This is a genomic window from Pandoraea communis (genome assembly GCF_902459745.1).
GTDB classification, from domain to species: Bacteria; Pseudomonadota; Gammaproteobacteria; order Burkholderiales; family Burkholderiaceae; genus Pandoraea; species Pandoraea communis.
Map to the genome: position 1 here is coordinate 668,140 of NZ_CABPSJ010000004.1, position 12,133 is coordinate 680,272.

Annotated in this window: 12 protein-coding genes, 1 tRNA gene and 1 pseudogene; 3 read left to right on the top strand and 11 right to left on the bottom strand. The window is 64.0% G+C overall.

Going from position 1 to position 12,133, the window contains the following annotated elements; all coding sequences use genetic code 11:
* Positions 1–53: 53 nt before the first annotated feature.
* A complete protein-coding gene (gene alaC / locus PCO31110_RS17700) occupies positions 54–1,271 on the bottom strand; it encodes an alanine transaminase (protein ID WP_010806978.1) in 1,218 nt (405 codons plus the stop codon).
* 179 nt (positions 1,272–1,450) lie between these two features.
* Here alaC and PCO31110_RS17705 point away from each other — a divergent pair, with 179 nt between their 5' ends.
* Positions 1,451–1,780 carry a DMT family transporter gene (locus tag PCO31110_RS17705; RefSeq protein ID WP_150691003.1) on the top strand — a complete coding sequence of 110 codons (330 nt, stop codon included), beginning with the start codon at positions 1,451–1,453 and terminating at the stop codon, positions 1,778–1,780.
* Positions 1,781–1,792: 12 nt separating this feature from the next.
* Here PCO31110_RS17705 and rocD read toward each other — a convergent pair whose 3' ends face one another.
* Both rocD and PCO31110_RS25730 read right to left on the bottom strand, forming a co-directional pair.
* Positions 1,793–2,998, bottom strand: coding sequence for an ornithine--oxo-acid transaminase (rocD, locus tag PCO31110_RS17710; protein ID WP_150691004.1), 1,206 nt, complete (start codon positions 2,996–2,998; stop codon positions 1,793–1,795).
* Between the two features lie 111 nt (positions 2,999–3,109).
* Positions 3,110–3,250, bottom strand: a complete 141-nt coding sequence (locus tag PCO31110_RS25730) for a hypothetical protein (RefSeq protein WP_168162925.1) — start codon at positions 3,248–3,250, stop codon at positions 3,110–3,112.
* On the opposite strand from PCO31110_RS25730, the gene PCO31110_RS17715 reads away from it, so the two are divergent.
* Positions 3,223–3,299, top strand: a tRNA-Arg gene (locus PCO31110_RS17715). The two genes, PCO31110_RS25730 and PCO31110_RS17715, sit on opposite strands and share 28 nt — an antisense overlap.
* Before the next feature lie 164 nt (positions 3,300–3,463).
* Here PCO31110_RS17715 and PCO31110_RS17720 read toward each other — a convergent pair.
* The 7 genes from PCO31110_RS17720 to PCO31110_RS17750 all read right to left on the bottom strand — a co-directional run bounded on the left by PCO31110_RS17720 (position 3,464) and on the right by PCO31110_RS17750 (position 10,677).
* The gene (locus tag PCO31110_RS17720; protein WP_150691005.1) at positions 3,464–5,227 is read right to left on the bottom strand and encodes a ClcB-like voltage-gated chloride channel protein; all 1,764 of its coding nucleotides are present in this window, start codon (positions 5,225–5,227) and stop codon (positions 3,464–3,466) included.
* 192 nt (positions 5,228–5,419) lie between these two features.
* On the bottom strand, positions 5,420–6,553 hold the full coding sequence (locus PCO31110_RS17725) for a mandelate racemase/muconate lactonizing enzyme family protein (protein ID WP_150691006.1): 1,134 nt from the start codon (positions 6,551–6,553) through the stop codon (positions 5,420–5,422).
* A gap of 32 nt (positions 6,554–6,585) precedes the next feature.
* The gene (gene lhpI / locus PCO31110_RS17730) at positions 6,586–7,515 is read right to left on the bottom strand and encodes a bifunctional Delta(1)-pyrroline-2-carboxylate/Delta(1)-piperideine-2-carboxylate reductase (protein WP_036663218.1); all 930 of its coding nucleotides are present in this window, start codon (positions 7,513–7,515) and stop codon (positions 6,586–6,588) included.
* Positions 7,516–7,618: 103 nt separating this feature from the next.
* A complete protein-coding gene (locus tag PCO31110_RS17735; protein ID WP_150691007.1) occupies positions 7,619–8,347 on the bottom strand; it encodes an amino acid ABC transporter ATP-binding protein in 729 nt (242 codons plus the stop codon).
* Positions 8,344–9,093, bottom strand: coding sequence for an amino acid ABC transporter permease (locus PCO31110_RS17740; RefSeq protein ID WP_010806971.1), 750 nt, complete (start codon positions 9,091–9,093; stop codon positions 8,344–8,346). Before PCO31110_RS17740 ends, PCO31110_RS17735 begins: the two co-directional genes overlap by 4 nt.
* A gap of 3 nt (positions 9,094–9,096) precedes the next feature.
* Positions 9,097–9,795, bottom strand: a complete 699-nt coding sequence (locus tag PCO31110_RS17745; protein WP_010806970.1) for an amino acid ABC transporter permease — start codon at positions 9,793–9,795, stop codon at positions 9,097–9,099.
* Between the two features lie 54 nt (positions 9,796–9,849).
* Positions 9,850–10,677 carry a transporter substrate-binding domain-containing protein gene (locus PCO31110_RS17750; RefSeq protein WP_150691008.1) on the bottom strand — a complete coding sequence of 276 codons (828 nt, stop codon included), beginning with the start codon at positions 10,675–10,677 and terminating at the stop codon, positions 9,850–9,852.
* 445 nt (positions 10,678–11,122) lie between these two features.
* Here PCO31110_RS17750 and PCO31110_RS17755 point away from each other — a divergent pair, with 445 nt between their 5' ends.
* Positions 11,123–11,863, top strand: coding sequence for a FadR/GntR family transcriptional regulator (locus PCO31110_RS17755; RefSeq protein ID WP_010806968.1), 741 nt, complete (start codon positions 11,123–11,125; stop codon positions 11,861–11,863).
* A 106-nt stretch (positions 11,864–11,969) separates the two neighbouring features.
* Here the strand turns inward: PCO31110_RS17755 and PCO31110_RS26345 are convergent.
* A pseudogene (locus PCO31110_RS26345) lies at positions 11,970–12,074 on the bottom strand (PIN domain-containing protein); the annotation flags it as partial.
* Positions 12,075–12,133 lie beyond the last annotated feature (59 nt).

Below are 12,133 nucleotides of genomic sequence, written 5' to 3' on the forward strand. Positions count from 1 at the left end.
CCTCGGATGAGTGCGCCCCGATGGGTTTGTGCTGTCGCGTGTGAGGTCTCGGATCAGGGAACCGTAGGCTGCACCAGTCCGTCTTCACGGAACATGTGTTTGATGCCGCGTACCGCCTGACGAATGCGCGACTCGTTTTCGATCAACGCGAAGCGCACATATTCGTCTCCGTACTCTCCGAAGCCGATACCCGGCGAGACCGAGACCTTGGCCTGCGCAAGCAGCTTCTTTGCGAATTCGAGCGAGCCGAGCGCGCGGTACGGTTCCGGAATGCGCGCCCAGATGTACATCGACGCGCGCGGCAGATCGACCGCCCAGCCGGCTTCCGTCAATCCTTTGTAGAGCACATCGCGGCGGCGCTGATACTGGGCGCGAATCTCTTCGACGCACTGCTGATCGCCCTCGAGTGCGGCGATGGCCGCGACCTGCAAGGGCGTGAACGTGCCGTAGTCGTGATAGCTCTTGATGCGGGCGAGGGCAGAGACCAGATCGGCATTGCCGACCATGAAGCCGATGCGCCAGCCGGCCATGTTGTAGCTCTTCGAGAGCGTGAAAAATTCGACGGCCACGTCCTTCGCGCCAGGCACCTGCATGATCGAGGGCGCTTTGTAGCCGTCGTAGACGATATCGGCGTAGGCCAGATCGTGCACCACGAGAATGTCGTGTTTGCGGGCCAGATCGACCACGCGCTCGAAGAATTCGAGTTCGACGCACTGTGCCGTGGGGTTCGACGGGAAGCCGAGAATCACCATCTTCGGCTTCGGATGGCTCTCGCGAATGCCGCGCTCGAGTTCGGTGAAGAAGTCGATGCCGGGTGTCATCGGCACGGAGCGGATGTTCGCCCCCGCGATGACCGCGCCGTAGATGTGGATCGGATACGATGGATTCGGCACGAGCACCGTGTCGCCCTGATCCAGCGTGGCGAGCATCAGGTGGGCGAGACCTTCCTTCGATCCGATGGTGACGATGGCTTCGCGCTCGGGATCGAGATCCACGTCATAGCGATCCTTGTACCAGCGCGTGATCGCGCGGCGCAGACGTGGAATGCCGCGCGAGGTCGAATAACCGTGCGTGTCGGGGCGTTGTGCGACTTCGACGAGCTTGCTGACGATATGCGGCGGGGTCGCGCCATCGGGATTGCCCATCGACAGATCGATGATGTCCTCGCCACGGCGGCGTGCCGCCATCTTCAGCTCGGCGGTGATGTTGAAAACGTAGGGGGGAAGGCGATTGATGCGCGTAAAGCTGCGCGAGCTCTGGGAGCTGGACATGGCAATCCTGGAACGTAAGCGCCCGGAACCGTCCGAGCGACGCCGGTGTGCTGGCCACACCGTGACGGCGACTTTAGCGCGGCGCGGCCCCCTTAGGCAAGCGTTTTTTTGCGCGACGCGGCGCGGAATCCGTCGGTTATGATGGGCGCCTCTTGAGTTCGCGCATACGAGGAATTTCGATGGCGTATCTGTACCTGCTGGTGGCGATCGTGGCGGAGGTGATTGCGACGTCGGCGCTCAAGGCATCGGAGGGATTCACGCGGGTCGGGCCGGTGGTGCTGGTCGTCGTGGGTTACGGCGTGGCGTTCTACATGCTCTCGCTCACGCTGCGCACGATCCCCGTGGGCATCGCCTACGCGATGTGGTCGGGGCTGGGCATTGTGCTCATTTCGATAGCGTCGCGCGTGCTCTTCGGACAGAAGCTTGACGCGCCCGCCATGGTCGGCATGGCGCTCATCGTCGCGGGTGTTCTGGTGATGAATCTCTGGTCGAAATCGTCCGCACATTGACGGGCGTTGCCGTTACACGTCTGTCTCGGCCTCGGCCAGCACGGCCTTGAGCGCAGAGATGCAGGTGTCGATCTCGGCACGTTCGATGACGAGTGGCGGTGCGAGACGCAACACCGTCGCACGCGTTTCCTTCGCCAGTACGCGACGGCGCAGCATGCGCAGTGAGAGGTCGTGCGCATCGGCGCGTGCCGGATCGATTTCGATGCCGGCCCAGAGGCCGCGTCCTCGCACTTCGCGAATGAGGGGCGAGTGTATTGCGTGCAGTCGCGAGAGCAGGTATTCGCCCATTTCGGCACTTCTTCCCGGCAGGTCTTCGTCGGCCATGACGTCGAGCGCTTCCAGCGCGACGGTGGCGGCCAGTGCGTTGCCGCCGAAGGTCGAGCCGTGGCTGCCGGGCTCGAACAGGTCGATGATGTCGCGTCGTGCGACGAAGGCAGACACGGGCAGCAGGCCGCCGCCGAGGGCTTTGCCGAGCATGACGCCGTCGGGCACGATGTTCTCGTGTTGAAAGGCGAACCAGCGGCCGGTGCGCCCGAGTCCCGATTGGATTTCGTCGAGCAGCATGAGCACGTTTTGTTCGGTGCATAGCTGGCGCAGGGCACGCAGGAAACCGTCGGGCGGCAGCACGATGCCGCTTTCGCCCTGAATCGTCTCGAAGAGTACGGCGCAGGTGTAGGGCGTGATGGCGGCGCGCACCGCCTCGATATCTCCGAAGGGAACGCGGACAAATCCGGGAGCGAAGGGGCCGAAGTCGGCGCGATAGGCGGGTTCGGAGGAGAAGCCGACGATGGTGGTGGTGCGTCCGTGGAAGTTGCCGTCGGCGACGATGATTTCCGCCTGATCTGCGGGGATGCGTTTGACGCTGTAGCCCCAGCGACGGGCGGCCTTGATTGCCGTTTCGACGGCTTCCGCACCGGTGTTCATGGGTAGCGCGCCGCCGAGTGTCGTGAGGTCGCACAGACGTTCGAGAAAGGCGCCAAGCCGGTCGGTGTAAAAGGCACGGGAGACGACGGCGAGGCGTTGTGCCTGAGCGGTGAGCGCGGCGACCAGACGCGGATGCGCGTGGCCGTGGCTGACGGCGGAGTAGGCGCTCATCATGTCGAGATAGCGATTGCCGTCGACATCCCAGACCCAGACGCCTTTGGCGTGAGAAAGCACCACAGGAAGCGGTGCGTAGTTATGGGCGCCAAAGCGTTGTTCGCGTTCGATTTCGTTCATGACGCGCTCCTCCACGCAAGTAGTCTAGATGCGAACGGGATGGAGCGCAAAGGGGGCATATCCCGAAGTGGCGCCAATGAAATTGGCATGCGTGTGCGCTATAATTGCGGATTACTCGAATGTGATGCGCAAATGGCAGCGCGGGCAATTGCGATTCAGGCGCTTCACGACCTTCATCACATCGAGACCCGCCGGCAGCGACGCTCGGTCGCCGCCATCACGCACTGCCCATAGCTCAGTTGGATAGAGCATCGGCCTTCTAAGCCGACGGTCGGGGGTTCGAATCCCTCTGGGCAGGCCAGCAACGTCAAGGGCTTACGTTCGCCCGCTTCCATCGAGTCGCGTGTTCATCACACTTTCATCACAGTGAGGACGCATGGCGACTATCCGAAAGCTCGGCGCGAAATGGCAATGCCAAGTGCGAGAAAAGGGACACCGTGCCTCTGCGTGAGGCTGGAACGTGTCTTAATTCCGGCAGCAGTCCAATTCGCTCAATTGCACACAGGCGTCGAGCAAGGTGGACTTGTGAACCACGCCGAGCAACTGGCGGGTGTCGCCATCGACGGCGGGAAGACGCTCGCCCTGATGCTGCATGAAGCGCTGGAGCGCGTCGGTCAGCGACATGTCCGGTGTGATGACTTGCAGGAATTCCTCGCGCAAGACGTCGCGCGCGGTACGTCCTGTCATGTCGTTGCCCTTGTGCATCGCCGACGCGATGTCTTGCAACGCCACGACGCCAAGATACGTGCCGACGGCATCCACGATATAAACGTACCTGACCGGATATTCCAGGAACACCTTGGAGATATCGTCGAACGTGGCGTCGAGCGTCAACACCGTTTCTGCTGGCCGGATCAGCTCACGCATACGGATGCCGCGCAGCCGCAGACGAGCGCCTGCGTCGCGATGACGCTTGATGGTCACCTCGTACATCGACGCCTCGCCGCGCGAGCGCGCCACGAAATATGCCACTACGCATGCCAGCATCAGCGGCAGTACCGCCTGATAGCTCAGCGTCATCTCGAAGATCATCAGGATTGCCATCAACGGGGCGCTCGTCGAGGCCGCCAGGAACGCCCCCATGCCGACCATCACATACGCAAACGGGCCGGATGTTGCCCCCGGCCACAACGTGTGGACCAGTGCTCCGACGAGATAGCCGATGGCCGCGCCCACGAACAGCGTCGGTGTGAAGACGCCGCCGACCGCCCCGGAGCCGGTCGTCAGCGCGGTCGCGATCACCTTGAACACGAGAATCGTCAGAACCGTGCTCCACGCCCATTGGTCGTGCAACAGCGCGTTGACCACGCTATAGCCGTTGCCCCACACCTGCGGTACCCAGATCGACAGCAAGCCGACGCCGAGGCCACCCAGCGCCAGACGTAGCGGTAACGGAATCGACAGCCGCCGGAAGCCGCGCTTCGACACGTTCAGCAATCTCAGGAAGGGCGGGGACAGCGCACCGCACAGCAGGCCCAGCGCCAGGAAGCACAGCACTTCGATGCCATAGATCGGCGGGAACGCCGGCATTTCGTACGCCGGCTTATAACCCGGTAGCTCCCGCATGGCGATGTTGGCCACGACGGACGCCACCAGAATCGGCCCGAAACTGCCCATGGCGATCGAGCCGATGACGATTTCGGTGACGAAGAAGGCACCCGCGATCGGGGCGTTGTAAGCACTCGTCAGACCCGCTGCGGCGCCGCAGGCCACGAGAATGCGCAGGCGCGCAGGCTCGAAGTGAACGGCACGGCCCACCAGCGAAGACGCCAGCGCGGCGAGCTGCACCATCGAGCCTTCCCGGCCGATCGATCCGCCGGAGGCAATCGTGAACAGCGACGAGATGCTGCGCAGCAGGCTCTGACGCACGGGCAGGCGTCCCTCGCCGAGCGTGACCGCTTCCATGTAGTCCGACGAGGCGCCTGACGGCACATGCCGGGCCCAGACGAGAAAACCGCCGGCGATCAGGCCGCCAACGGTCGGGAAGGCGACGCGCAGGTACCAGGGAAGGCCCTCGGCCATCTCGACGAGCGACCCGCTGGTGTTGCCGGTCAGCCACCATTGCAGCCCGTGAATGCTCTCGCGAAACGCCAGCGTGGCCAGCGCGCCAAGCACGCCGCAAATGGCGGCCCACAGCAGCAGGGTGTGGTCCTCGGACGGGCGTAGCCAGCGTGTGGCGCGCAGCCGCCAGCGCAACAGCGTGACAAGTTTGTGATGCGAATGCGACATGGCCCTTTGCGGATTGATGCGGCGTGTGGCGCGAGCCACGGCCCGGTTGTCTCCCCATGCCCCCGTGTCGACGCATGGACGCTATTGTCGTCCGCGAGCAGAACCCGCGTTCCTCGCGCGACGCATTCGCCCGATCTGAATAGCGAGACAGTCGCTGTCGGTGCGGCTCGCCGCGTGCGCCGTTGGCGGCGCTTACGCGTTGTACTGCACCACGCGGGTCAGCATGCTGCCGTCGTCCTGTACGCCGGCGGCTGGAATACGCACGCCCAGGCCGTCACCCCGGCCGGCGCTCGCCAGTCCGTCGTGCACCGCGCCCAGATCCTGCTCGGCCAGCGACTTCAGATGGTCATGAAATCCGTGGTACTCGGCGCTGACCACGTTGCGACGCGCGGCGGCGAAATGCAGCGTGACGGCTTGCGCCACGATGGTCGAAAAGCACTGTGGCGTGGACGTCACGCCTGCGGCCTGCGCTATTTCGTCGAGCGCGAGCCCCCCACTCACTCCGCCGCACAGTGTCAGGCAATACTGGAGATGGGAGACCGCCTGGGCCTGGAGCAGCGCTTTGAACTCGGCAAGGCGATGGGCTGCCTCGCACGCAATCACGGGCAGCGACGCATTGATTCGGCGCATACCGTCGATGTCGTCGAACGGCACAGGCGACTGGATGGCCGCCACGTTGACGCAGCGCAGATCGGCGATCCAATCGTCGCTCGTCGCGCTGTCGAGCTGATTGACGCCGTCGACCCACAGCAGGCCGTCCGGGCCAAGGGCATTGCGCACTGTGGCGATGCGGGCCAGATCGTCCGCCCACGCCACGCCGCCGATCTTCATCTTGACGTGACGAAAGCCGCGCGAGCGGTACCCCGCGATTTCGTCGTGCAGCGCGGTGAGCGGATAGTCGTCCCGATACAGGGCACCGCTGGCGTAGGCCGGGGCGTCGGCGCTCTCGCCGCCAAGGGCTTGCCACAGCGGCATCTGCTGCGTACGGGCCCACGCGTCCCAGAGGGCTATGTCAAGGGCGCTGACGGCCGCAGCGCGCGCCCAGCCGTCGTCGGCGGGCAGCGCGGCGCACAGGCCAGCGGCCGCATCGCGCGGATGCGCGATCTCGCAGCCCGCCGCTAGCGGGGCCACCACCCGACTCAGTTCGTCGAGCACCGAACGGCAGTCCGTATAGCGCGACCAGCCTTCGCCGATGCCCTGCACGCCGTCGGCGGTCTCGACGACAACTAGCGGCGCCTGACGCTCGCGCCAGCGGAATGCCGGATTCCAGGCCCGTCCGTCGAGCTGACGATGAAACGCCAGCACCGTCACACGTACGATCTTCATGTTTGCCTGCCCTCCATCGCCGCTGCGCCGCGTCAGCCTGCGGCGCGCATCAGATTGGCCACGGCCACGCGGCTCGCCGCCAGATCCCACGCGGCCGTGCCGACACTCTTCACGACGATCGGACGTGAGAAGTCCGGCGTCTGACCGAACGCCGTCGCCAGCGGGATCACCGTGTTCCAGTCGACGCCGGCGCGCATCAGGTCGCCGGCCTCGACCGACACGCCAACCGGATCGTCGACGTAGATCGTGCTGGCATCCAGCGTAGCCTTGCCGATTTCGGCCATCTCCGGCTTGAAGGCGCCCACGCCCACCACCACACGACCCGGCCGGCCCACCTCGTCGTAGACCGGTTCGAGGCTGGTCGTCACCGTGATCACAGCATCTACGGTTTCGGGGATGCGTAGCGGATCGGCCGGGACGGCATTGGGGAAGGTTTCGCGCATCTCATTGCAGAACGCCTCGGCGATCGCGAGGCTCGTGCCTCGGACCAGTAGCCGGGCATCCGGGAAGATGGCCGCGATGGCCCGAACGTGATGGCGGGCCTGCGTGCCCGTGCCGTACATCAGAATCTCGCGCGGCGCATGCGGCAGGCAGGTACGAATGCCCAGCATCGTGACGGCGGCTGTGCGGCGGCCGGTCACTTCGGGGCCGTCGAGCAGGGCCAGCGTCCTGCCCGTGACGGCATCCAGCACGGTGACCTGACCGTTGATGGTCGGCAGGCCGCGCCCGGTATTGGCTGGCACCACGGTGATCAGCTTGTGGGCGACAAGATCGTCGGCCACGGCCGGCATGCTGAGCATCACACCCTGCTGCATCGGCACGACCAGCCGCTCGGGACTGGCGATCTTGCCGGCGGTGTACTCGATCATGGCGTCGCGCACCGCGTCGAGCAGGGTGGGGTAGTCGAGCAGACGGGCGGTCTGTGCCTGATCGCAGACGGCGAGGGTTTCAGTAGCGGACATGGGGCGGGGCTGGGCTTTGTCGGTGTATGGCGTCACGCCATCCATTGCGGGGCCGGCGCGTGTGCTTGTGGTGCACGCGGGGCGCGGCCGCCTGCAACAGACGTCAGTGGCTGCGAATGTCGGAGAGAAACGCCTGCGCGCGCGGGTGTTTCGGGGCGGTAAAGAACGTTTGCGGATCGGCGCGCTCGAGTAGCGTGCCGCCGTCCATGAACCAGATGGTGTCGGCCACGTCGCGCGCGAACTTCATCTCGTGGGTGACGCAGACCATCGTCATGCCCTCGCGCGCGAGATCCTTCATGACGGCCAGCACTTCGCCGACCATCTCCGGATCGAGCGCACTGGTCGGCTCGTCGAACAGCATCACCGGCGGCTTCATCGCCAGCGCGCGGGCAATCGCCACGCGTTGTTGCTGGCCGCCCGAGAGTTGGCCGGGATGCGCGTCGGCCTTGTGGGCCATGTTCACGCGCTCGAGAATCGCGTGCGCTTCGTCAATGGCGGTCTTGCGGTCGATGTCACCGACCCACAGCGGCGCGGCAACGACGTTCTCGAGCACCGACAGGTGGGGAAACAGGTTGAACTGCTGGAACACGAAGCCGACGTGGCTGCGGAAGCGGTTCAGATCGAGGCCGCGGGCATGGATGTCCTGACCGTCGACGCTGATCTGGCCGTTGTCGATCTCTTCGAGACGGTTGATGGTGCGGATCATCGTCGACTTGCCGGAGCCCGACGGGCCACACACCACCACGACTTCACCGCGACGGACTTCGGCGTCGATGTCGCGCAGCGCATGGTAGTCGCCGTACCACTTATTGACCTTGGAGAAGCGGATCATGAAGGAACTCCCTGGCGGCGCGCGCTGCGTGCTCGCACGGATGACGGCTTACGGGCGCCGGCCGCCGAACGTCGCGCGGCGATGCGCGCTTCGAGCCGGCGGGCAAACTGGGTAATCGAGAAGCACAGCACGAAGTACACGATGGAAAGCAGGAAGTAGACCTTGAACGGCTCCGTGAGCAGCGCGTTGTTGACCTGGCTGGCCGCATACGTCAGTTCTTGCACACCGATGATGAAGCCGAGCGAGGTGTCCTTGAGCGCCGTGACGAACTGGCCGACCATACTCGGCAGCATGTTGTAGAGCGCTTGCGGCAGCACTATGCGGCGCATGCGAACGTGGTAGCTCATGCCGAGGGCCTGAGCCGCTTCGGTCTGCCCCTTGGGCAGAGCCTCGATGCCGGCGCGCACGATCTCGGCGAGATACACCGCCTCGAAGATCACCAGTGTGCAGGCCATCGTGGTGAAGCCCGCCACCGGGCGGCCGACGATCGCCGGCAACACGAAGTACGCGCCAAAGACCAGCATCACCAGCGGAATGCTGCGCACCAGATACCGGAAGCCGATGGCCGGCCGGCGGATCCAGGCGAACGGACTCAACTGGGCCAGCGCCAGCACGATGCTCAGCGGAAACGCCAGGCCGATGCCGATGATCGACAGCAGTACGGTGGCGGCGAGGCCGCCCAGCGGGCCGTTCGGATACGCGCCGATGAGCAGCAGCACGCCGTAGTCGCGCAAGATGTCGAGCATGGCTTACCTCCCCGGCAGGCGCGTGCGGCGCGCAACGACCGCACCCAGCCACATCAACGACAGGGCGATCACGACGTAGATGGCCGTACTGATGCCGAACACGTCGAACGTCAGGAACGTGCGGTTGGCGATGTCCTTGGTCACATATGTGAGTTCGACCACGCCGATCACCATCGCCAGGCTCGTCGTCTTGACCAGCAGGATGCTGCCCGAGACGAGCGGCGGAATGGCATGACGCATCGCCTGCGGCAGCACCACGCGGCGCATCGAGCCGAGATAGCTCAGACCGATGGCGCGGGCGGCTTCGTGCTGGCCCCACGGCACGCTGCGCAAACCGCTGCGGATGTCTTCGGAAATGTAGGCGCCGTAGTACAGCGCGATGGCCACGACCGACAGGTAAAACTCGCCATGGTTGGCGTTGAGCCAGTCCTGCACGACATCGGGCAGCAACTGCGGCACACCGAAGTACCACAGGAAAATGTGGACCAGCGGCGGCACGTTGCGCTGGTATTCGACGAACACAACCACCAGCCATTCGAGCACACGCACACGCGTCATGCGTAGCGTGGCGAGCACAATGCCCACGAGGAACGCCGTCGCCCAACTGGCGATCGCGAGCACCAGGGTGCCCGCGACGCCTTGCAGCAGCAAATGCCCGTTCTCGCCGGTGAGGATCGTTTGAAACGCGGACAGGGTGCTCACGGGATACGCCGCTGAAGAGCACTCAGATGGGGCGGTCGGACCATGGCCGTCACGTCAGCCCTTGATCGGCTGGATCGTGAATGTGCGCTGCAGCTTGTACTGCGAGCCGTTGCCGAGCCACTTGTCGAAAATCTGGCGCGCTTCTCCCGACGTTTCCAAGCCGTGTAACGCATCGTTGACGGCTTTGAGCATGCCCGGCTCGGTCTTGCGCACGCCGATGCCCCACACTTCCTGGCCCACCGGCGGCTCCACCGTCTTGAACTTGCCGGCATTGGCGCCGAGCTTACTGATCAGACGGCGCGAGACCACTTCCGACACGCTGAACGCATCGACCTTGCCCTGCACTAGCGCCATGAAGGCCGTTGGCGTGTCTTCGAAACCGACCAGCGTTGCCTGCGGCACCGTCTTGCGAACGAAGCCCTCGGTGATGCCACCCTTGGTGAAGCTCACGCGCTTGCCGTTCAGGTCGGTGGCGCTTTTGTAGCCCTTGTCGGCACGTACCACCAGCTTGTGCTCGCTCACGTAATAGCCGTCGCTGAACGCGACCTGTTCGGCACGCTGCGGCGAGTAGCCCAGGCCGGCGACCAGCAGGTCGAGACGGCCTTGCTGCAATTCGGGAATGCGGGCTTCGATGGCCACCGGACGCACTTCCGCCTTCACGCCAAGCTGTTTGGCAACGGCATTGCACATGTCGACGTCGTAGCCGACCACCTCCCGGTTCGGGGCCGTATAACCATAGGGCTCGAACGTGGCGAGCACGCCGCACGTCAGCGTGCCGCGCGCCTTCACGTCAGACAACTGATCGGCCGAGGCGGCGCTACTCGCGCTCAAGAAGCCGCACGCACCGAGTACTGCTACCAGTAAACGCGTCTTGAACTGCATGTTCTTTCTCCAGATGGGTCGCTGTCGCGCTTTTTTGGTTCATTAAGGGAACCAAAATGCTGAAAGGTGGAAGGAATTTCAGTCGATGCGAGGTATCTGGATTGGATGCTAGACCAAATTGGACTTGTAATCAACCAGTCAAAAATAAAAACACTCTCTCGAGAGCGGTAACCGGAAATCGGTGAAATATGGTGGATTGGGCAAAGATAGTGCAATAGTGACGAGTTTCTGGCTGTATGCGAAATGCGGTGATAGGCGTGCGGTGGGTCCTGTTACACCGTGCGGGCCCCTTGGAATTGGTCGAATTTGGGCTATTATTCTGACCAGATTGGTAATGTGGTGTGGCGAGCGTTCGCCATGGGTCGGGCGGACTGGCGGCCCGCCGGATCGGCCTCGGCTGCGCGAGCGCGCCTCGCAGACAGATCAACAGATGAAGGGGGGAGTTATGACGTCAGCACGTCCCGAACTGGACGGCGAGTTTCGGCCGTTGCAGATCTATCAGCAAGTGTCGGAAAAGATTCGCGCAGAGATTCGCGCTGGCCGGTTTGCGCCCGAGGCGCGTCTGCCGTCCGAGCGTGAGTTGGCTTCCCGGTTCGGTGTCGGCCGACCCGCGGTGCGCGAAGCGATCGGTGCGCTCCAGAACGAAGGGCTGGTCGTTACGCGTCGCAACTCGGGCACTTACGTCGTGCCGGGCGCAGCGCAGATCCTTGCTACAAGCCCGGCGAGCGGCTCGGCGTATGACGTGGACGCGGATTTCAGCCCGACATCGACGCTCGATGCCCGCCTGATCCTGGAGCCGGCGATCGCCCGCAAGGCCGCAAGCCAAGGTAAGCGAGACCGCATGGCCGAGCAGTTCCTCGATCAGATGGAAACCATTCAGGACATCAGCGACCCGGAGCAACGTGCGCTGTGGAACAACAGCGACCGGCTGTTCCATCGGCAACTCGCGATCATGACCGGCGACGCCCTGCTCGTGCGCATTGCCGAAGAAGTGGCAAAAACGATGGATCAGGCACTGTGGAAGCGGATCAAGGACGACGGCATTTACGATGCCAATCGCATCCATCTCTATGCGGCGGAGCATCGCATGATCTACGAGGCGATTGTGCAACGCGATGCCGAGAGCGCGGGGTTCTATGTCGAGCAGCATATTCAGCGAGTGCGTCGCGATATTGCGCCGAAGTGAGCGTCGGAAGCTGGGGGGCGAGTTTCTCGAAATGGTGTGTGGAGCCGGTGTCAAGCTCGAAAAAATGCACCTCAGAGGTGTGAAAGCGGGTTTCGATCAGGTCTCCGGCGACGCCGAATCCCGACGGCCCTTGAATCGTCTTGATGAGTGGCGACGGCGGTGTGCGCAAGAATTGATTCGCGACCAGGGTGACCTGAATTTCCTCGCGGCGCAGCAAAAAAAGCCCGCCGATTGGCGGGCTTTTTTCGTGTGTCGCCGCAGACGAACGGC